The sequence below is a fragment of the Legionella beliardensis genome (assembly GCF_900452395.1).
GTDB lineage: Bacteria > Pseudomonadota > Gammaproteobacteria > Legionellales > Legionellaceae > Legionella_C > Legionella_C beliardensis.
The window spans coordinates 101619-122968 of sequence record NZ_UGNV01000001.1 but is presented as its reverse complement, the minus strand read 5'-3'; the positions used below and the strand labels follow the sequence as shown (position 1 = coordinate 122968).

Below are 21350 nucleotides of genomic sequence, written 5' to 3'. Positions count from 1 at the left end.
TATGTCGTTAAACGAATGGACTCTAAAGCGCAGCCCTATCTGAAATCCCGTTTAAATTTTAAATTAGGTCAGTAAGCTTTTTAAGCTAGCTAAATGCGATTTAGCCAACGCTTTAGAGCGCTCTTCATTACGCTCCCCTTTTCCATACCATTCTAAACTATCTTGCGGTAACTCATCTAAAAAGCGGCTAGGTTGACATTCTTGTAACTCGCCACCACGACGACGTTGTTTGGCTAATGTTAAACAAAGCCCTTTTTGAGCACGTGTAATGCCTACGTAAGCCAAGCGCCGCTCTTCTTCAATCTGATCATCATCAATGCTCACCCGATGGGGTAATAATTCTTCTTCCATACCCACTAAATAGACAAAAGGAAATTCTAACCCCTTTGAGGCATGCAAGGTCATTAATTGCACGCTATCGCCATCCGCTTCGCCAGATTGCTCCAAAATGTCGATTAAAATTAATTTATTAATGACGTCACTTAACGTTTGTTCAGGGTTTTTATCTAATAAACGCCCTACCCAATCAAGCAATTCCCAGACATTTTCCATGCACTTTTGCGCTTTAGCCGGGGCATTACATTGCTCATAAATATGGGCCTCATAACCACTTTCATCGACCATCTCACGTAATACATCCATAGGTGAATGACTGACTAAGCGTTGTTTTATATCTAAGAGCCAGCGTTTAAATGACTCTAAGGCTAAACGGGGTTTGTCAGTGATGAATTCTGTTAACGCTAAATTATCAGCACATTGAAATAGGCTTTGCTGTCGCGATTGAGCATATTTGCCTAATGCACCGAGGCTCGCATCACCAATCCCACGTTTCGGTGTGTTCACTGCTCTTAGAAAGCCAGCATCATCTGCTTCATTACATAACAAGCGCAGATAAGCAAAAATATCCTTTACTTCCGCGCGAGCAAACCAGGATTGACCGCCACTAATTTTATAAGCAATACTGTGATGCCGCAAAACCTTTTCAAAAACACGCGATTGATGATTACCGCGATATAAAATGGCGTAATCACCATATTTTTTGCCGAAACGCAATTTATGGCTGATGATATCCGTCACCACTTGTTCAGCCTCGTCTTGCTCATCTTTACAATATAAAACCTTAAGTAGATCACCCTGGCCTAATTGACTCCACAATTTTTTTTCAAACAAGTGCTGATTATTAGCAATTAAGGTATTAGCTACCTGCAAGATACGACTTGTTGAGCGATAATTTTGCTCTAATTTAATGACTTTTAACTGCGGATAATCTTGCTGCAATTGGGCCAGATTCTCAGGTCTCGCGCCACGCCAAGCATAAATAGATTGATCATCATCTCCAACCACAGTAAAACGTGCACGTATGCCTGCTAAGTACTTAATCAATAAATACTGGCTGGTGTTAGAGTCTTGATATTCATCAATGAGTAAGTGGCGAATTTTATTTTGCCAATAATCAAGGATTCGCGGATGATGACTTAATAGGTATACAGGAATTTTTATTAAATCATCAAAATCAACCGCATTGTAAGCGATTAGTGACTCCTGATATTGGCTATAAACAGCTAACGCCTCATCAAAAATAGGATTATTCTTAGGTTCTTTAAAACAATCTTCTGGATTTAGTAAATTATTTTTCCAGCGTGAGATTTGTTGTTGCAATTGCTTGAGATAATCTCTGTCGTTTGCTTTACCAATGGGCAAATAGTTTTTTATTAATTGTTGGCTATCTTCACTGTCAAAAATGGAAAAGCCTGGCCGTAAATTACAATGCTGTAAATGTTTTTTAATGATTTGCAAACCTAGAGTATGAAAAGTCGCTATGGTTAATCCACGCCGCTTAGGTGAGCCGATTGTTGTGGCAATTCGACTGCGCATTTCCTCAGCCGCTTTATTCGTAAAAGTAATGGCATAAATGGATGAGGCACTGTAACCGCATTCCTCAATTAAGTAGGCAATTTTTTGCGTGATTACCCGTGTTTTACCACTACCAGCACCAGCGATTACCAAGAGTGGGCCTTCAATGTATTTGACAGCGGCCATTTGATGAGGGTTAAGCATTCATTTTTTCCATACACCTACCTTAAATGATTCATACCCGTTAAAAAAATAATAAATTATACACATTCAGCATTAAATAATGCATGTGTTAGAATAAGTATTTTAATGAAGTCACTTCAATGGGGAATAAAATTGGATACCTTGCAACGCTTTATGTTTGAACACGCTAGTATTCGTGGTGAAATTGCCCATTTAGATCAAACTTATATAACAATTATTAACCAGCGCGCTTATCCGCCTATGGTAAAAAACCTATTAGGGGAAGCCTTAGTGTCTTGTCTACTAATGATGGGTAGTGTCAAATTTAAGGGCGAACTAAGCTTACAATTTCAAGGTGATAAACGCTTACCTTTGTTATTGGTTCAATGCGATCACCAGCGTCATTTACGTGCTTTTGCAAAATTTCAACCGGATTTAACCACTGAAGAGTACGCTGGTGCTTTTTTAGAAGGGAAAATGGTGCTTACGATAAGCCCACATAGCCATACCCAATCCTATCAAAGCGTTTTACCCATTCAAAGCACCTCGATGGCTGAGAATCTCATGCACTATTATGCCCAATCTGAGCAAATACCAAGCCGAATCTGGCTGGCTGGTGATGATACAAAAGTTGCCGGCATGTTACTGCAATTAATGCCTGGTCAGGATACGCAGCAGCGCGAGCAATTTTGGGAATACGCAGTTCACATAGGGGAAACAATTAGCGAAAATGAGTTGCTCAATTTAGATAACGAAACCCTACTATATCGACTGTATCATGAAACGGATTTGAGAGTTTTTGATAGTGAGCCAGTTTCGTTTCAATGTCGTTGTACGCCTGAAAAAATGAAACAAGTCTTAACCATTTTAGGTGAGAAAGACATTAAAGAATTACTTGCAGAAAAAGGCCACGTTGAGGTGACTTGCGATTTTTGTAACCAGCATTATGCCTTTGACCCCATTGATATTACTATGTTATTTCACAAGAAATAACATAGTCTTGCCTTAATTCTACTGCATCGTTAGCTTCGTTGCTGAAATAATGCCAGGATCAACTTGGCTAAATTGAAGATATTTGCCGCGCATGGCTTGTAATATTTGCTGCAATGTAGAAAACTGGGCGCTTAATTGAAAAAATAATTCCGCTGTTTCTGTTGTCTGTAATTCACCAACACATAAATAAGCAGTCTGCCCCATATTAAAAAAATACTTTAAGCTAAGTTTACGTCGCTCTGCAATGCCAGGAAATAAACCACAAAAAAGCAAGCTTTTATCACCAACATCGCGCAATAAATCCACTTGCCGGCGGCCCCTAGTTTGCATAGATTCTAAAAAATCTAATGCAATTACTGATTCAATTAATTTAGGACCTTGGGAAAAGCGCATCAGTAAAAAGACTAAGTAACTTTCCGTGTTTTCATTAAGAATCAGCCGAGTTGAGGCTTGCGCTTCATTCACTAAAGCATGCCATTGGCTTGTTTCAGTAGGATGCAGGATCAATTTCTCCATGACTAGCTCCTTTTATACTTCTTATAAACAGTTTAGCAAATAACGTACCAATGTGAGTGCATTTGAGCAAAATAATGGGCTAATTAGCTTTGAATTTAGCAATATTGACAGCTTTCTCTAAATTTTACAGCAATAAGCTAGCAAATAACTTGTTATCTGGCAGCTTGGCTAAATCTTGGTTAGCTATGGGTATAACAAAGTTACTAATTAAAGCTTGCCAAAAGGGTTTATATAAGTAATTTTGCAGAGGATGATCGTCGGTTGTAGGGAAACAAGGGCCATGATTGGCTTCCAGTAGCCAAACCTTATTTTGACTGTCAACCATAAAATCGAAGCCAAATAAAGCAAGAGTAGCTTTTTTCTGAATTTTAAATGCCTCGGGATAAGCTTTTTTTAATCCAACTAATACCTCCTCTAAAATAATTTTAATAGCAGGATATAGGCTTTTAAAAAAATTAAATTGATCGGTTGGAATTTGAATCACGTTAGGCTCTTGGCCATGTAAGTGTTCGTTCGTTAAATGAGGCCTTAAATCAGAGATAGTTAAACTAAATGGCTGCCGGGCTACATTAAAATAACCAACATGATAAAGATAAGCGCCTACATAATTAGTTAAAACAACAAATTGACGGATACTGTATTTACGTTGGTCACGCAGTAAATGAGGGTTAGGAATATAATACTGTAATACATGCTCACCGCCTAAGCGATTGGCACTTAAAAAATGCTGCTCTAAATCACTTAATCGTTTAAACAGTTTAATATCCTGCCCATTATTTAATAACGCAGGCTTTAAGATCCAAATTAAACCAGCAAGCTCATTGCTTAACTGGTTATTTTTTAAGTAAAATTGCTGGGTAAGTTGATTAAGTACTAGCGGCCAATTGTCATCATTTATGCAATAAGTAAGCGGCATCGCACCCGGGCATTGCTGTTGCACTAAACAAGCTAATAAATGCTTATACTCAAGACACAGGCCGGCTTGTTCATTAAATTTTAAATTATCAATACTAAAATGAGACCAACCCCGCCAATAACTTTTTTTCCATCCTATTTCTTTTAAATGAACACTTAAATTGTAATCCGTAGGCGAGCAAGCCTCCTGTAAATAAAATGTCTTAGGTTTCAAATTTGGCACGCATTGCTCCAGCAAAGTCTTATATATTAGTGTTGGAAATAATTTATGGTTTTTGCAAATCATTTAAATCGTAAAAAAATTATAAAGCTTAGAAATTTGGAAGTTTAAACATTTAACAATATGGTAATATAAATTATGCTATGATTTATTAAAGTTCTATTATTATTCTTTTTAGGATTTAACCATGAGTACTAATGCAGACGATGTTAAAAAAACAACGCCTAATCCAAAACCAACATCTACCCCATTAAATGATCAAGATGCACCTAATAATTCCCAAATAATCGCTGCACCATTAGATGATGACTTAGGCGATAAACCAGAACCAGATGATAACCCTGATATGCAGAACATTACCACTGCTCCACAGGCAAAGCCTAAACCAGAAAAAAAAGATCCTAAAGATCACTGGCTTAGTCAAGAAGTTGGTAAAGGAGATGACCCTTATACCGCTTTTGCAAAAGAATTAAGTAATTTTGTCATTGTTGTTAAACAAGAGCTAATCAACCCTCTTTATTCAAAGATTGGTGATGCAGCCCTTGATGGTGTGCAAAAACTTGGTACTGCAGCCGTTAATGGTATAGCAGACCTTGGCAATAAAGCTGTAGATGGCATTAAAAGCACGGCTAGCGATATCAAAGATGCTTTAAGTAAAAGCAACACTGAAGATCCAGACGGTGATATAGAACTAAGCACCTTAAAACCAATGGATGAAGACTCAATAGATGATGAGTTTGAGCTTGATGAAGAGGACTTAGTAAGTACGACTGAGACCCCTAGTGTTAATGCCGATAGTGAAGATTTAGAGAAAGTAGCGTCTGTTTCCCTAAATAAAGGCTAAAAAATTAACTAGTTAGCGTGTTACTTAAATTATAGTAAGTCTTCTAAATAGTATTCATTGCCATAATTATGTTATAATGGACAAATTAATGAGCAATTAATTACTTATTGCATTTTTTTTACCCCATCTATGCTATTTACTTCTAATTAAACGTCTTCAAGCGATTTGATTTTCGTTAGGCATAGTAGCGCATTACTGTTAAATACAAGGTCATGTATGATTGAAATGATTCGTAATATCGCCATCATTGCCCACGTGGATCATGGCAAAACAACACTTGTTGATAAATTATTACAACAAACGGGTACCCTTAATGAGAGAGCACCACGCGTTGAGCGGATAATGGACTCTAATGCGTTGGAGAAAGAACGCGGTATTACTATTTTAGCTAAAAATACTTGCGTCCATTGGCAAAATCACCAAATTAATATTGTGGATACCCCAGGACATGCTGACTTTGGCGGTGAAGTAGAACGTATTTTATCGATGGTAGATAGCGTATTACTTTTAGTTGATGCGGTTGACGGCCCCATGCCACAAACTCGTTTTGTGACTCAAAAGGCCTTTGCTCGTGGCTTAAATCCAATTGTCGTTATTAATAAAATTGATAGGCCTGGTGCACGGCCACATTGGGTTATGGATCAAGTGTTTGATTTATTTGATAATCTAGGTGCTACTGATGCACAACTTGATTTTCCAGTCGTTTATACCTCAGCCTTAAACGGCTATGCCAAGCTCAACTTAGATGATGATGCAACTGATATGTCGGCTTTACTACAAACAATTATTGATAAAGTAAAAGCACCTGATGTGGATGAAAATGGCCCATTTCAAATGCAAATTAGTTCATTAGATTACTCATCCTATGTGGGCACAATTGGCATTGGTCGGGTTACTCGCGGCAAAATTAAAGCTAAATCACCGATTAAAATTATTGATAAAGATGGTGCTATTCGCAGTGGCCGCTTGCTGCAACTCTTAGGTTTTAAAGGCCTAGAACGTATTGAAATAGAAGAAGCTAGTGCGGGTGATATTATCGCTATCACAGGCGTTGAGCAACTCAATATTTCCGATACCTTGTGTGATCCTAATCAAGTAGAAGCACTGCCGCCTTTATTGGTTGATGAGCCTACTATTAGCATGACTTTTCAGGTCAATGATTCTCCTTTTGCTGGTCAAGAAGGCAAATTCGTCACCAGTCGTAAAATTAGAGAACGCTTAGCAACCGAGTTATTGCATAACGTTGCTCTACAAGTTGAAGATACCAGTGATCCCGATAAATTTAGAGTATCTGGCCGAGGCGAGTTACATTTATCTATTTTAATAGAAACAATGCGCCGTGAAGGGTATGAATTAGCTATTTCTAAACCTGAAGTCATTATGCGTGAAGAAAATGGTGAACAGCTAGAACCTTATGAACGCCTAACGATTGATGTTGAAGAAGCGCACCAAGGCACTATGATGGAGAAATTAGGTGAACGGCGTGGTGATTTGCAAAACATGCTGCCAGATGGGAAAGGGCGAGTTCGACTAGATTACGTCATCCCGACACGGGGTTTAATTGGCTTTCATACTGAGTTTCTTTCAAGCACCTCAGGCACAGGCTTAATGTATCATGTTTATGATCATTATGGGCCTGCGTTTAAAGGTAGACTGGGCAAACGTAATAATGGTGTTTTAATTGCCAACTGCCAAGGCATGGCACGTGCATTTGCTTTATTTAATTTACAAGAGCGCGGCCGTTTATTTATTGAGCCACAAACTATGTGTTATGAAGGCATGGTTGTTGGTATTCATGCACGTGACAATGATTTAGTGGTTAACGTAACTAAAGAAAAACAATTAACTAATATACGGGCCTCCGGTAGTGATGAAAATATTCTCCTTACGCCGCCAATTAAACTATCCTTAGAACAAGCCTTAGAGTTTATAGATGATGATGAATTGGTTGAAGTAACACCACAAACAATTCGTCTACGTAAAAAAGAATTAAAAGAAACAGATAGGAAGCGTACTTCTCGAGCAAATACGGCGGATAACTAACACATTGAAACCATTATGAAAATGAAATTTGAGCGCGTTATTCTTTATGCACGGCATCACCGAGCCAATCAAGGCGTAAATGAAAGCTTACAGCGACTTACTCATTTTTTAGAAAAGCAGCAAATTGAAGTACTGGTTGATATTGATACTGCCGCTAATTTTACGACTGGTCTACCAAGCCTGCCCCGCAGCCAGATGGGGCAAAAAAAGGATTTAATCGTGGTTGTAGGTGGTGATGGCAGCCTACTTTCCGCAGCCCGCATGGCCATTCAAGTTGATGTACCTGTTATTGGGATTAACCGCGGCCGGTTAGGGTTTCTAACCGATATTTCTCCTAGTGATATTGAACAGCAGTTAGGGGCTGTTTTGGCTGGTCAATACATCGAAGAAAAACGCTTTTTATTGATGGCTAGAATTCATGAACAGAAAGAAACTTATTTTCGTGGTGATGCTTTAAATGATGTGGTGTTAGGACGCGGCCGTGAAACACATCTCATTGAGTTTGATGTTTATATTGACAAACAATTTGTAAGCCATTACCGCGCAGATGGCATGATTCTCGCGACCCCTACAGGCTCTACCGCGTATGCTTTATCTGCTGGGGGGCCAATCATGCACCCGCAATTAAATGCCATTGTATTAGTACCTATGTTTTCGCACAGTTTAAGTTCACGACCTCTAGTTATTGATGCTAACTCTGTGATTGATTTAGTTATTAGTAAAAACAATGAAATTGACTTACGGGTTAGCTGTGATGGACATGAATCAAGGATGGTTAAACCTGGACAACAAGTTTGTGTCGAACAAACTAAGCAGAAGCTCTGCTTATTGCATCCTTGTGATTATCACTATTATGATACGCTAAGAATCAAACTCGGCTGGGAATCCAAAAATCAAGGATAAGACATGCTCACTGCCTTACGTATTGAAAACTTCGCTATCGTTAAATTGCTTGAACTTGATTTTACCCGCGGCATGAGTGCTTTTACTGGTGAAACAGGGGCAGGAAAATCTATTATGATTGATGCCCTGCTCTTAGCCTTAGGCGGGCGCGCTGATGCCTCAGCTGTCCGCCATGGTGAAGAAAAATGTGAAATTCATGCGACATTTAAAATTGATGAACCGAGTGAGCCTGCCCATTGGCTAAGCGCGCATGATCTTGACTGCAGCGACAGTGAAGTTATTTTGCGGCGAGTCATTTACAGTGAGGGGCGCTCACGCTCTTATATTAATGGGCAACCCTTTCCGTTACAAAAAGTAAAAGAATTAAGTGAAATGTTGGTTCATATTCATGGGCAACACCAGCATCAAACCTTGATGCACCATCAAACACACCGTGAGCAACTGGACTGCTTTGCTAATCATGATGGGCTTATAGAAAATGTACACGCCTTATATAAACAGTGTCAAAAAATAAAAAATGAGATTGAGGCTCTAAAGGATCAAGATAATTTTCGCGACCGCATTGAACTATTACAATTTCAAATCGATGAATTAAATAACCTTGCTTTACACGAAGACGAAATAAGCCAATTAAACCAAGAGCATCAGCTCCTGCATCGTGCTCAAGATTATATTCATTATACGCAGCAAATTACGGAACTATTAAATGCCGATAATGAACCGTGTATCTCTCAACAATTGAATCTCATTTTACAATTACTGCAAGACTTACCCCAAGAACAAGTGGCTGTAAAAAATGCAGCTGAATTAATTAATAGTGCTTTAATACAATGTGAAGAAGCCTTAGATGAAATTCAAAATTTTGGCGAGCGCATACAACTAGATCCACAGCGCTTACAAGAAATAGAAGCAAGGCTAAGTACCATTCATCATATAGCCCGTAAATACCATGTAACGCCAGAGCAGTTGCTTAGTCACCTAGAACGCTTACAAAAAGAATTGCAAGATTATCAAGAAGCTAAAGAGAAAATTCAGCATCTGCAGCACGATTATCAAGGTAAAGTTCAAGACTATGAGCAAGTGGCTCTTAAACTGCGTCACTCAAGGCAGACTTCTGCGGATAAGCTTGCCAAAGAAATCAGTAGAATTATAAAGCAACTTGGCATGCCTAAAGGACAGGTAAGTATTGAAATAAGCAGCTTAGATAAGATGCAGCCGCATGGATTAGATAAGGTAGAATATAAAGTCTGTACTAATCCTGGCATGGCTCCAGACTCTTTAAATAAAATAGCCTCGGGCGGTGAGCTTTCCCGTATCAGTTTAGCAATCCAAATGATCACAGCTCAACGTGGTGCCACACCGACCCTCATTTTTGATGAGGTAGATGTAGGGATCGGTGGTGCAACAGCAGCATTAGTAGGCCAATTATTACGTAAATTAGGCGAGCGTTTACAAGTATTTTGTGTCACTCATCAACCGCAAGTGGCTTCAGCTGCCCACCATCATTTTGTCGTTGAAAAATCTAGCGATAATTACCAAACTTATTCGCAAATTATAGCGCTTCGTGAAGAAGAAAAAGTTGACGAAATTGCGCGCATGTTAGGCGGACTAACGATTACTGAGCAAACACGCAATCATGCTAGAGAATTGCTATTAAATAGCCATGAAGGCGAGGTTATAAGCTAAATACAAAAGGGGATTTTATGCAAAGGATTATTATTGGCTTAGGCATCCTGTTAATCTTAGTGGGATTGCTTTGGCCTCTCATTAAAAAATCTGGTTTAGGGCATTTACCCGGTGATTTGCTTATCAAGAAAGGTAATTTCACTTTTTACTTCCCACTTACTACATCCATCATTATCAGTTTAATTATTATGATCATTTTATGGCTAATGAATCGCTGACTATTGCTTTAATTTTTCATTTCGTCAAACGGCGCTGTTTTGTATATTCTTAAACTGATGACTAATATAACTAAAATATAAACAATATTAATGCCTACATAGCAAATGATAGCACCAAGAAGACCTAACCAATTAATGAGAATAATGCATGCTATTAATTGAAATAATAATAAACTTAAGGTCAATTTGGCTCCTATCTCACTACCACGGTGCGAGTATCGAACCATTCTTGCTAAAGGCATGGTAATTGAAAAAGTCAAAATATTAATAAGGCATACATACAAATAGGGTAGAGCATCAGTAAAATTAGATTGATAAAGTAGTAAAATTTGTTTAGCAAAAATACCAATTATCAATATAGTAATTAACGCAATACTCACACAAATCATTAAATACTTTTGCATAACTCGCTTTAATGCGTCACGGCTTTGAGCAAAGGCTGCTGAAATATCAGGCCCAATTAAAATACCAATCGGCGCGATAGCAATCAAAGCGAGTGAGATAATAGAAATAATAGCAGCAAATAACCCGACCGAATGTTCATTGCGGCCTAGCCATTCAATCATCATTAATGGAATTGCCGTAAAAATATAACGATTTAAATTTTGAATCGTGTAGCCATATATTTTATCTTTCCAAGCGATAGCATGAGCTGACTTTACCTCAATAGTAGATAATTCTGTTCTTTTATAAAGAAAAAAAGCAACCCCTATAATCAACGTATAACTAGCGATAAATCCTATCAGCATGATATGGGGAAAGTAATGTTTATTATCATTAAAAAGAGCTGGATAGAGGTAAAAATAAATGATTAAGCTTAAAATAAAATAAACGATAGTTTGTAGTAAGCTTAAAATAACAGCTGTACGCATGTAGTTGATTGCACGAAAATATTGCTTACAAATAGCATACAATGATAGCGCGACTGTCCCCCAAAGGAATAAGTATAAGGGGTGACTTACATCAAATAGCGCTATATTACGAAGTGCTAAGGTTAAAGAAATAAGAGTAATGGTACATAAACTACCTAAAACAACGACCCATACATAAAGAGGCTTCAAAAAATTAATTATTTCTTGCGTTAACGTGACGATGTTACTGTATTTATTTTGGATATAGTACTTAGGTACATAATAAGCAATGATTGAATCCATACCTAAAGTAAACATGGTTCCAAGAAGCATTAGGGCGTTTGTCGCAACGGTATAATCACCGAACAAAACATCACCAGCATGCCTTGCGACAAGCAGGTTTATTATAAACAGCATGAGCTGATCGGCAATAATTATGAATAAATTTAGAGTAAAACCCATGTATTAGACTAGCTTAATTCTTTAAACACAATCCATCGTTCTAACAGTATATACTATCAGGTTAACACTTACTGTGCAGAGATCACTGAGTTAATCTAAGAAAGACGTTATGTAACTTAAGGTTTTTGCAGGTATTCAATTGACTATCAACATAGTTATCCACATAGCAGATTTTTTATTAAAATATAAATTTTATTAAATTTAATTATTTTTCAAAAACTTAATAAAAAAATACTTCTTAATATTACTTTCTTGAGAAATTTAATCACAAAATTATCCACAGATTTAACCAACTTAAAGATGAAGGTATAATTTAACTAACATTGATTTAAATAAAATTATTCTTTATTGAGATAAGTACGTCGATCATGCATAGTTTCAATACTATTAATGACTGTCTGCCGACTGATTTCATGCATTAAGGGAATAAATGATAAAGGAATATCTTCATAAATTGCATAGGCAATAAAAAAGCTATCTTGCCATGTTTTTTCATTTTTGCGCGTTTTAGCTTTAAGCCATAAAGTAATCCATAAGAAATGAAAAAGCCATTTCTCTCGATTTACTTCCATTTCTTGCTCTAAAACCGCTGTAACAGCATCTTCAATATTACAAAATTTTACGCCATCTACAAAGTTACTGCAGCGATTAACTAGCTTATCAACATTTGCATTTTCTACGTACCAAGATTCTGTAAATGGCTTAGTTTCAAGCCAGTTCTTAGAGCGTTTAAGGGATGATTGCATTTTATCTGGTGTAAAGGGAGTAATTTGAATACTTAATTCTTCGATAAGAGCTGGTATATCTAAAGCATGCGGGTAAAAATTTATTCCTAATAATTCTTGAATTTCTAATAAATGTAGATCAGGCATGCCCCCTTGTTCAATGGTCAGGGCTAAAAAATGCTCTGTAATAGCTTGTAAGTACGTCGTATCTATGTCCCGCAAGACAATACTATCGTCAAAGGTTTCATCATAGTATTTTTTTACATCTTTTAGGGTAATAGGTGGGGTTAACCAAGCATCTTTAATGCCTAAGCCATATTTATATAATAACCCACAAAGTCGATTTGTTCTCCCGTGCTTGATATGAATAAATACACCTTGTGCACCACTGCCATCAACTTCACTGGCTTTAATGCCGACAATAGACAAGCTTCTATCCGTATCAAAAATTACGCCTTGTTTTCTTTGTAATTTAATCCAACGATTAAATTGCTCATGATACGCTGCCGGATACCAGTTTTTAATTGTTTGTAGGCGAGATAAGGAAGTCGGACTTAAAGCAATTCGATGGATTAAGTGCTCAAAGGTGGCAATAACAATTTCTCGTACTGTAGGCTTAGGATGTAATAAAGTTAAAAGAGCAATTTCATGCCCCTCTTCAATACTATAAAGATCAATCACTAAATCCACAAAAAAATCAGCAGGCATAGCATGACTTTGCGCAAAAAAATTCTCTGCAATATCAAAGGCGGAAAAATTGGACAGCTCATCTATCATATCTCGAATAGCATCTAGATGATGAATATCATCATTACTATCACTGCTATCATCATCAACTTCGGCGAGTGCAAGATAAGCATCACGCAATTTAGGCGATAATTCTATATGGACATCATAAAAAGCATTTAAGATTGGCAGCCAAAATCCAAGTGAATGATTACTTGTTCGAATGGCATTAGCCATATGCTCCATTAATTGATTCAAGGTTTTCATAGCCAATTTATTGCCAGTTTCTTGCGCTGATTGCAATTGCGCAACACAAATATCAATGGCAAAAATACAAGCAGAATAATATGGATTTTCTTGGTTAGCAGCCTCTTCATTTAAGGAAGCAATTAAATCAACAAGTTGTAAGGCTAAAATAGGTTCATGAAGAAAAGGTTTAAAGTACTGCGGATCTGGATCCGAATTATCTCCAATCAGATCGGCCATCTCGGCAATCCAATTCTTTAAGCTTTCAAAGTGAGTACTCATGTATTTTTAGGTACCTCTCGGGGCTGGCCGTGCTCATCAACCGCAACGAAAACAAATGTCCCTTCAGTCACTTGATATTTGCCCACGGCAGTCGCAGGCTCAGCCCATACTTCAACTCCTATGGTCATAGAAGTTTTACCCAATTTAGTTAATCTCACATAACAAGAAACGACATAACCTACTTGCACAGGCTTAAGGAAAGTCATTGAATTAATAGCCACAGTAACAGCTCGCCCATGCGATATCTTTTTAGCAAGCACACCTGCAGCTAAGTCCATCTGAGAGACTAACCAGCCGCCAAAAATATCACCGTTTGCATTAGTATCAGCGGGCATAGCAAGTGTTTGTATCGTAATTTCACCTTGAGGATTATTCGCCATCTTATGAACCACGCTTTAATTTCGCTAAGGCATCTGCCATAGCAGTATTAAATATACCCTTCTTAGCTGGAATAGTGCTTTTCTTGTTTTGCTCCGATTTCTTTACTGCTACTTTTTTCTTTACAGGTAACGCTTTTTGCTCAGGCTTGCCAACTTTTTTATGGTTTACAGCAGCCTTCTCATCATTTAACTTCATGCTTAAACCAATACGTCTACGCTCTTTATCCACTTCAACTACTTTAACTTTAATTATATCACCCGCTTTAACAATGGTGTGTGGATCACTGATAAATTTATTAGTCATGGCTGATATGTGAACAAGGCCATCTTGATGTACGCCAATATCAACAAAAGCACCAAAATTAGTAACATTGCTGACCACACCTTCAAGAATCATACCCTCTTCAAGATGAGCAATATCTTCTATACCTTCCTTGAAACTAGCAGTTTTAAACTCTGGGCGCGGATCACGACCTGGTTTTTCAAGTTCTTTTAAAACATCCTGTATCGTTGGTAACCCAAATTGATCATCGACATACTCTGCAGCATTTACACTATGTAAAAATTTATGGTTGCCAATGACTTCATTTAAAGAAACCTTTTGCTGAGATAATATTTTCTCCACAAGTGGATAAGCTTCTGGATGAACAGCCGAAGCATCGAGTGGGTTATCACCTTTTTGAATACGTAAAAACCCTGCACATTGCTGGAACGTTTTATCACCCATACGGGGGATTTTTTTCAATTGCTCACGATTGGTAAACTGGCCATGCTCATTGCGATACTGTACTAAATTATTGGCGAGAGATTCATTAAGGCCTGAAACACGAGTTAATAGCGCTGCCGATGCTGTATTGACATCGACACCAACTAAATTAACGCAATCTTCTACAACCCCTTCTAAGCTGCGCGCCAAGCGATTTTGATTCACATCGTGTTGGTATTGGCCAACCCCTATCGCTTTCGGTTCAATTTTAACTAATTCTGCTAGGGGATCTTGCAAGCGTCTTGCAATGGAAACAGCCCCGCGAATACTAACATCTAAGTCTGGCAACTCTAAAGATGCTAACTCAGACGCGGAATAAACAGACGCGCCAGCCTCACTAACCATCACTTTAGTTAATTTAAGATCCGGATACATTTTAATCATATCACTCACTAAACGTTCCGTTTCTCGCGAGCCAGTCCCATTACCAATACTGATTAAATTAACATTGTGTTTAGCTGCTAATTTAGCCAATTCGCCAATGGCTTGGTGCCATTCATTTTGAGGAGCAAAAGGAAATACCGTGGTGTAATCTAATACTCGGCCAGTAATATCAACTACAACCACTTTAACGCCGGTTCTTATTCCGGGATCTAATCCTATTGTAATTTGCGAACCTGCAGGGGCTGCTAATAGTAAATCACGCAGATTACGTGTAAATACATTAATTGCCTCTTCATCAGCTAATTCACGCAATCGGGCGAGCAATTCAAGCTCAAGTTTTGTGAATAGCTTTATTTTCCAAGCCATGCGCACTGTTTCTAATAACCAACCATCTGCCTCTCTGCCTTGATCACTAATATTAAAATAAGAAGCAATGCGTTGTTGACCATAGTCACTGTTATTAGGCAGCTCTAATGTAAATTGTAAAACACTCTCTCTGCGGCCACGAAATAAAGCCAAAGCGCGATGAGAAGGAATTTTTTTAATGGGCTCGGCATAGTCAAAATAATCGCTATATTTTGCAGCATTTGTTTTTTTATCCTCATTTGCTAAGGAGGATTTAAGCACAATATGCTGCCATAAGTATTCTCGTAGTTCTGTAATTAGCTCAGGGCTTTCTGCAAAGCGTTCCATTAAGATTTGACGAGCGCCTTCTAGGGCTGCCTCACTATCAATTACTCCAGCGTCCTTATTAAGGTATTGCTCCGCAAGTAATAATGGCTTTTGTGAAGGATCATTTAATAGGCTATCAGCTAATGGTTCAAGACCCGCTTCTCTAGCTATCTGTGCTTTGGTACGACGCTTTGGTCGATAAGGTAAATAGAGATCCTCTAGACGAGTTTTAGTAACTGCAGATAAAATTAATTGCTCTAATTCAGGCGTTAATTTATCTTGCTCGCGGATTGATTGTAAAATAACCCCACGTCGCTCGTCTAACTCTCGAATATAGTGCAAACGCTCAGCCAGACCTCTTAATTGCGTATCACTAAGCCCGTCCGTTGCTTCTTTTCGATAACGCGCAATAAAAGGAACTGTTGCACCTTCATCAAGTAAACGAATTGCCACCTCTACCTGTGAGATCTTAACTTTAAGTTCCTGCGCTATAATCTCTGCAGCTGACATCATTTCTTGAGCCATTCACACATCCTCGCAAAACATTAATTAAAACCTTAGTATTATATAACGATTATCACTTGTTTTGCGAATTTTAACAGAAGCATTTTCAAAAAGAGACTCATAAACGATAGCACCACCCACTAAGCCTTAGCTAAGACAGAAGTAGGCGATACTGTGTTTGTCAAAACAGGTAGCTTGTTAAGCTATTCTACCGTCACTGATTTTGCTAGATTACGAGGTTGATCAACGTCTGTGCCTTTTGCTACTGCAACATGATACGCCAACAATTGTAGCGGAATAGTATACACTATCGGTGCAATCCAGGAACCACAGTAAGGAACTGGAATGAGTTGTGCCCCATTAGGTTGCCAAGCCTGCGAATCGTCTACAAAAACAATAAGTTGCCCGCCACGTGCACTCACTTCATGAAGATTGGATTTTAATTTATCCAATAATTCATCATTAGGTGCTATCGCAATGACTGGCATTTCATTATCAACCAAGGCAAGCGGCCCGTGCTTTAATTCGCCTGCAGGATAAGCTTCGGCATGAATATAGGAAATTTCCTTAAGCTTTAACGCACCTTCTAAAGCGACTGGATACTGTACGCCTCGACCTAAAAACAGGACATGTGCCTTATTCACAAATAATTGTGATAACGCTTCTATACGATTATTCATATTTAAAGCGCGCTCACAACAAACAGGTAACTCCTTAAGTTGCTGCAATATTTCTGCACTTAATTCATTTTTACACAGCGCCGCAGCTAACATTAAAAAGGCTGCTAGCTGCGTGGTAAACGCTTTCGTTGATGCAACGCCTATTTCGACGCCAGCACGAGTTAAAAAAACATAATTTGCCTCTCGCACTAAGGTACTCGTTGGCACATTACAAATTGCCAAGGTTGCCAGATAACCTAAAGACTTTGCTTTATGTAACGCGGCTAATGTATCTGCCGTTTCACCAGACTGAGAGACAGCAATAAAAAGAGTATCCTTAGCTACAACAACATCACGATAACGGTACTCACTGGCTATTTCAACTTGCGTAGAAATACCCGTTAGAGATTCTAACCAATAGCGCGCCACAAGGCCTGCATGGTAGCTTGTACCGCACGCAATAATATGTATTTGCTTAATCTGATTAAATAAATCACCACTCTCTGCGCCAAAACTTGCTCTAAGCACTTCTTGAGAAGCAATACGACCTTCTAATGTATCTGCGAGCACTTTCGTTTGCTCGTAAATTTCTTTCAGCATAAAATGACGATATTGGCCTTTACTAATGGTTTGGTTATTATCATTAAGAGAATGCAATTGTCGTTTTACCAATTGGCCTTGTGCATCGTAAATATCAACTTTTCCGTCATGAAGGTGGGCACTGTCTCCCTCTTCTAAATAAATCACCTGCTGGGCAAATGAGCCTAATGCTAATGCATCAGAGGCAATAAACTGTTCACTAATACCTAAACCAACCACTAAGGGACTACCTTTACGAATAGCAATTAGCTCATTGGGACGCTGCTCATGAATAACACCTAGTGCAAATGCACCATGCATTAATTTTGCAGCTTCTTGTACCGCCTGTAGTAAGTTTTCATGCTGTTGATAATAATAATGCACTAAGTGAGCTGCGACTTCAGTATCAGTCTCAGAAGAAAATTCATACTTTTCTTCTTCTAGCTTCTGGCGCAATGCATCATGATTTTCAATAATACCATTGTGGACGATGGCAATTTGTCCATTTGAAAGATGAGGATGAGCATTTTCTTCGCAAGGCTTACCATGGGTAGCCCAGCGTGTGTGAGCAATTCCTAAGTTACCTTTAATTGCTGTTTCTTGCATTGCGTCTGCTAAAGCTTGCACTTTGCCTTGGATTCGCACACGTTTTAGCATGCCCGCAGTGTCAATAACTGCAATACCAGCAGAATCATAACCGCGATATTCAAGGCGCCGTAATCCTGTTAACAAAATCTGACTAATATCACGCTGAGATATCGCACCTATAATTCCACACATGTCATATGACTCCTCACATTAATTGTCAATCGTGTTGGCATACTAATAGCGTCACCCACTAAATCTTAGACAACGTGCAAGTAAGCTTGCAACAAAGTATAAAGCTTAGTGGGTAACGCGATACTTAAAACTTAAAAAAGCAGGCAGTATGCCATAACGATCCCTCTTATTTAAATAATTATCTATTTACAAGCTGTGCACAAGTTGTTTTGTATCCATGTGCTTTCATAGCTAAACAAATTTCATTTGCAAGAAATAAATGTGCTTTCGTTGTTGGGTGAATTTCATCCCAAAATAAATAATCATCAGGGTTATCACACATACGATAATTTCTTTCATTAGGTGCAAAATTTGCATCACGATATTGTAGCGCTTGCGCATATTCTAAGACGTAATTGCCTTTAAATGGCGAATCCGCTAACAAATTAAACATAGGAAACTTCACATCAATACATGCATCCGTCACATTTTTAAAACCAAATAGCTCTGGTTTTTCTATTGCTTTATACAAAATTGGCTCAATATCAATAAAGAGAAAATCGACATCAGGCTTAGCGCTTTGCCACTCTAGCACTTTTTCTGCTAAGCGTTGATTGTGGACACCGCTAGCTATATTTAGTAATTCTCGGTCTGCGGTATTAACAAATTTAGGTGCAAAACCTACAGCAGGAACTCCTAAAATAACCAAATGCTTAGCACCAGCGTTAACTAACTTTTCTACTGAAGAGCTTAAGCCATTAATTACATTATCTATATAGGCGCTCATCTTAGTAGAATCATAATTATCGCCAAATCTTAAAATATTGAGGTAATCATTTCCGCCAATAAAGACGAAATAAACAGTCTCTTCATTTAATTTTTCATTGACTAACAGATAAGCTTGTACTGTTAAACCTATACTGGGTGGGATTAATTTACCAACAATTAAATTCTTAACAGTTAATAAAGGGTGGCGAATTAAATTCCATACTGTTAATTGGTAGTCGTAAGTAACAGCCCAGCTACCACCAAATGCCTTATTCTCAAAATGACGTTTATCTTCCCTATCAACTGCTAACATAGGCGCTAAATACTCATCCCAAACGCGGCCATTAGAAAAATGATCTTGCCAATAAGGTTCGCCAGGCAAGAGTGGTGCTTTCTTAACTTTGGAAATGAGAGAAGCAAGCATCGGTCCAACACCTGTATCAAAAAAATCCGTGACCATGTCTATGCCTGTATCTAAAAGAATTTGTGGTACATAATATTCTTCCGCAAACTCAGTCATTTTATTAATCACAAATACTTTTACGGGATAAACAAGGTAAGCAGGGCTTTCTTCTTTTCTTAGACTTCTTAGAAGATGGGTTGTGTTTCCTGTGTCAGATAGGCTATCGCCAAATATGACCATGGATTTAACAGGCACTTCTGCCCTTACCATCATGGGTAAAAACAATGCTACTACCCCTAACAATCTGCACAACTTTGTGCAATATGACATAATCCCCTCCTTAGGTTTAGAAAATCCTTTTCTATTTACTTTTTACTCAAATAGCATGACACTTGATCACTTTAAAGTGTGTATAATGCTCATTGTTGATAGTAGAGATACTTTTAGATTAAAGACTGATGTCTCTTTATTGTCAATCTGTTTGTCACTTGGCTTTTTTTATTTTATTTTTAATTAAAACAACCTGAAATAAATTGAGCATGTAAATCAAATGCTTATTTTTACCCAATACAATAAATTGTTGCCTGTCTGTAAAATCAATTATTTTTCTTCAATAAGCGAGCCCTGTCACGGTTCCAATCTCGTTCTTTAATAGAGTCACGCTTATCATGCGTCTTTTTACCTTTTGCCAGCGCTAATTTCATCTTGACTCGATTTTTTCGCCAGTATAACGATAAAGGGATTAACGTATAGCCTTGCCTTTCTACACTGCCAATTAGTTTATTGAGCTCTTGTCTATTTAATAAAAGCTTACGCGTACGAATAGGATCAGGGAATAGATGCTTGGCAGCAGTAGGTAATGGCTGTATCTGTGCACCTAAGAGAAAGGCCTCATTATGTTTAATAATCACATGCGCATCTGATAAATTTATCTTACCAGCGCGTAGGCTTTTTACTTCCCAGCCTTCAAGTACTAAACCTGCTTCATATTCATCCTCAATAAAATAATCAAAGCGTGCTTTTTTATTTAAAGCTATTGAGGAATCGTGATTTTTACTACTCATTTATTGCCTAACAAAGATTTATAAAAAGCCAAGTATAACACCTGCTTTTAAAATTGGAGAAGCAATAAAACCTATGAAGAGAAGCCTTCGCCGAGACGGACTTATTAAGCCATATAGTTAAGTTTAATTTAATTTGTTGATCGTAATTTAAAAATATAAAATGAAAAAATACATGCTTTTTCTTAAGGAGAAATAATGAAACTTGGTGATGTAGTGCCTAACTTTCAATTCACAGCGACTAACGGTATTAACGCTAATCTAGCTGACTATCACGGCCAATGGATTATCCTTTATTTTTATCCTAAAGATGCAACACCAGGCTGTACCACACAAGGCCAAGACTTCCGTGATTCTTATTTAAAATTTCAAGAACTAAATGCTAGTGTATTTGGCATTTCGCGAGACAGCATTAAGTCTCATGAAAATTTTAAATGCAAACAAACTTTCCCATTTGAGCTTATTAGCGATAGCAGCGAAAATTTATGTGAGTTATTTGAGGTTATTAAAATGAAAACTATGTATGGTAAACAAGTACGTGGTATAGAGCGTAGTACGTTTATCATTAATCCGCAAGGAAAATTAGTGCACCAATGGCGTAAAGTAAGTGTCCCTAATCATGTTGATGATGTATTAGCTACATTAAAAAAACTACAGAAAAATGACACAAGTCATCTCGGAGAAAATACACATTAGGTTTTTAATTGCATAAGACTGCTAAAAACAGATTAAATAGTCCTTGACGACG

At 37.9% G+C, this 21350-nt stretch carries 17 protein-coding genes; 7 read left to right on the top strand and 10 right to left on the bottom strand.

Annotated features, from left to right (window positions below; genetic code table 11):
- Window positions 1-63 precede the first annotated feature (63 nt).
- On the bottom strand, window positions 64-2058 hold the full coding sequence (locus DYE47_RS00530) for a UvrD-helicase domain-containing protein (RefSeq protein WP_115301401.1): 1995 nt from the start codon (window positions 2056-2058) through the stop codon (window positions 64-66).
- A 105-nt stretch (window positions 2059-2163) separates the two neighbouring features.
- On the opposite strand from DYE47_RS00530, the gene hslO reads away from it, so the two are divergent.
- Window positions 2164-3030, top strand: a complete 867-nt coding sequence (hslO, locus tag DYE47_RS00525; protein WP_115301400.1) for an Hsp33 family molecular chaperone HslO — start codon at window positions 2164-2166, stop codon at window positions 3028-3030.
- 18 nt (window positions 3031-3048) lie between these two features.
- On the opposite strand, the gene DYE47_RS00520 is transcribed toward hslO, so the two are convergent.
- Together DYE47_RS00520 and DYE47_RS00515 are read right to left on the bottom strand one after the other, a co-directional pair.
- Window positions 3049-3546, bottom strand: a complete 498-nt coding sequence (locus DYE47_RS00520) for a hypothetical protein (RefSeq protein ID WP_115301399.1) — start codon at window positions 3544-3546, stop codon at window positions 3049-3051.
- 124 nt (window positions 3547-3670) lie between these two features.
- On the bottom strand, window positions 3671-4684 hold the full coding sequence (locus tag DYE47_RS00515; protein WP_160149813.1) for an ATP-grasp domain-containing protein: 1014 nt from the start codon (window positions 4682-4684) through the stop codon (window positions 3671-3673).
- Window positions 4685-4868: 184 nt separating this feature from the next.
- Here DYE47_RS00515 and DYE47_RS00510 point away from each other — a divergent pair, with 184 nt between their 5' ends.
- From DYE47_RS00510 to DYE47_RS00490, 5 genes are all read left to right on the top strand, one after another.
- Window positions 4869-5525 (top strand): hypothetical protein, encoded by a 657-nt coding sequence (locus DYE47_RS00510; protein WP_115301397.1) that lies wholly within the window; start codon window positions 4869-4871, stop codon window positions 5523-5525.
- 216 nt (window positions 5526-5741) lie between these two features.
- Entirely contained in the window at window positions 5742-7568 is a 1827-nt protein-coding gene (gene typA / locus DYE47_RS00505) for a translational GTPase TypA (RefSeq protein WP_115301396.1), read from the top strand.
- Window positions 7569-7583: 15 nt separating this feature from the next.
- Window positions 7584-8471: an NAD(+) kinase gene (locus tag DYE47_RS00500; RefSeq protein WP_115301395.1), complete on the top strand. Its 888-nt coding sequence runs from the start codon at window positions 7584-7586 to the stop codon at window positions 8469-8471.
- Window positions 8472-8474: 3 nt separating this feature from the next.
- Window positions 8475-10157 (top strand): DNA repair protein RecN, encoded by a 1683-nt coding sequence (gene recN, locus DYE47_RS00495; protein WP_115301394.1) that lies wholly within the window; start codon window positions 8475-8477, stop codon window positions 10155-10157.
- A 17-nt stretch (window positions 10158-10174) separates the two neighbouring features.
- Complete coding sequence (locus tag DYE47_RS00490; RefSeq protein WP_115301393.1) at window positions 10175-10375, top strand: DUF2905 domain-containing protein; 201 nt, start codon at window positions 10175-10177, stop codon at window positions 10373-10375.
- A gap of 8 nt (window positions 10376-10383) precedes the next feature.
- Here the strand turns inward: DYE47_RS00490 and DYE47_RS00485 are convergent, their stop codons facing one another.
- From DYE47_RS00485 to smpB, 7 genes are all read right to left on the bottom strand, one after another.
- The gene (locus DYE47_RS00485; protein WP_115301392.1) at window positions 10384-11688 is read right to left on the bottom strand and encodes an oligosaccharide flippase family protein; all 1305 of its coding nucleotides are present in this window, start codon (window positions 11686-11688) and stop codon (window positions 10384-10386) included.
- A 338-nt stretch (window positions 11689-12026) separates the two neighbouring features.
- On the bottom strand, window positions 12027-13667 hold the full coding sequence (locus DYE47_RS00480) for a hypothetical protein (protein WP_115301391.1): 1641 nt from the start codon (window positions 13665-13667) through the stop codon (window positions 12027-12029).
- Window positions 13664-14047 carry an acyl-CoA thioester hydrolase YciA gene (gene yciA / locus DYE47_RS00475; RefSeq protein WP_115301390.1) on the bottom strand — a complete coding sequence of 128 codons (384 nt, stop codon included), beginning with the start codon at window positions 14045-14047 and terminating at the stop codon, window positions 13664-13666. The genes DYE47_RS00480 and yciA overlap by 4 nt, the downstream gene beginning before the upstream one ends.
- Window position 14048: 1 nt before the next feature.
- Complete coding sequence (locus DYE47_RS00470) at window positions 14049-16394, bottom strand: Tex family protein (protein WP_115301389.1); 2346 nt, start codon at window positions 16392-16394, stop codon at window positions 14049-14051.
- A gap of 182 nt (window positions 16395-16576) precedes the next feature.
- Window positions 16577-18391: a glutamine--fructose-6-phosphate transaminase (isomerizing) gene (glmS, locus tag DYE47_RS00465; protein ID WP_115301388.1), complete on the bottom strand. Its 1815-nt coding sequence runs from the start codon at window positions 18389-18391 to the stop codon at window positions 16577-16579.
- 178 nt (window positions 18392-18569) lie between these two features.
- A complete protein-coding gene (plaC, locus tag DYE47_RS00460) occupies window positions 18570-19871 on the bottom strand; it encodes a lysophospholipase/glycerophospholipid:cholesterol acyltransferase PlaC (protein WP_115301387.1) in 1302 nt (433 codons plus the stop codon).
- 266 nt (window positions 19872-20137) lie between these two features.
- Window positions 20138-20605 carry an SsrA-binding protein SmpB gene (gene smpB, locus DYE47_RS00455; RefSeq protein ID WP_115301386.1) on the bottom strand — a complete coding sequence of 156 codons (468 nt, stop codon included), beginning with the start codon at window positions 20603-20605 and terminating at the stop codon, window positions 20138-20140.
- A 195-nt stretch (window positions 20606-20800) separates the two neighbouring features.
- Here smpB and DYE47_RS00450 point away from each other — a divergent pair, with 195 nt between their 5' ends.
- Window positions 20801-21298: a peroxiredoxin gene (locus DYE47_RS00450; protein WP_115301385.1), complete on the top strand. Its 498-nt coding sequence runs from the start codon at window positions 20801-20803 to the stop codon at window positions 21296-21298.
- Window positions 21299-21350: the final 52 nt, after the last annotated feature.

Excerpts from the sequence above, each read along its gene's own strand:
- DYE47_RS00530 (WP_115301401.1), bottom strand. The coding sequence starts at position 2,058 with ATGCTTAACCCTCATCAAATGGCCGCTGTCAAATACATTGAAGGCCCA.
- hslO (WP_115301400.1), top strand. The coding sequence starts at position 2,164 with ATGAAGTCACTTCAATGGGGAATAAAATTGGATACCTTGCAACGCTTT.
- DYE47_RS00520 (WP_115301399.1), bottom strand. The coding sequence starts at position 3,546 with ATGGAGAAATTGATCCTGCATCCTACTGAAACAAGCCAATGGCATGCT.
- DYE47_RS00510 (WP_115301397.1), top strand. The coding sequence starts at position 4,869 with ATGAGTACTAATGCAGACGATGTTAAAAAAACAACGCCTAATCCAAAA.
- typA (WP_115301396.1), top strand. The coding sequence starts at position 5,742 with ATGATTGAAATGATTCGTAATATCGCCATCATTGCCCACGTGGATCAT.
- DYE47_RS00500 (WP_115301395.1), top strand. The coding sequence starts at position 7,584 with ATGAAAATGAAATTTGAGCGCGTTATTCTTTATGCACGGCATCACCGA.
- recN (WP_115301394.1), top strand. The coding sequence starts at position 8,475 with ATGCTCACTGCCTTACGTATTGAAAACTTCGCTATCGTTAAATTGCTT.
- DYE47_RS00490 (WP_115301393.1), top strand. The coding sequence starts at position 10,175 with ATGCAAAGGATTATTATTGGCTTAGGCATCCTGTTAATCTTAGTGGGA.
- DYE47_RS00485 (WP_115301392.1), bottom strand. The coding sequence starts at position 11,688 with ATGGGTTTTACTCTAAATTTATTCATAATTATTGCCGATCAGCTCATG.
- DYE47_RS00480 (WP_115301391.1), bottom strand. The coding sequence starts at position 13,667 with ATGAGTACTCACTTTGAAAGCTTAAAGAATTGGATTGCCGAGATGGCC.
- yciA (WP_115301390.1), bottom strand. The coding sequence starts at position 14,047 with ATGGCGAATAATCCTCAAGGTGAAATTACGATACAAACACTTGCTATG.
- DYE47_RS00470 (WP_115301389.1), bottom strand. The coding sequence starts at position 16,394 with ATGGCTCAAGAAATGATGTCAGCTGCAGAGATTATAGCGCAGGAACTT.
- glmS (WP_115301388.1), bottom strand. The coding sequence starts at position 18,391 with ATGTGTGGAATTATAGGTGCGATATCTCAGCGTGATATTAGTCAGATT.
- plaC (WP_115301387.1), bottom strand. The coding sequence starts at position 19,871 with ATGTCATATTGCACAAAGTTGTGCAGATTGTTAGGGGTAGTAGCATTG.
- smpB (WP_115301386.1), bottom strand. The coding sequence starts at position 20,605 with ATGAGTAGTAAAAATCACGATTCCTCAATAGCTTTAAATAAAAAAGCA.
- DYE47_RS00450 (WP_115301385.1), top strand. The coding sequence starts at position 20,801 with ATGAAACTTGGTGATGTAGTGCCTAACTTTCAATTCACAGCGACTAAC.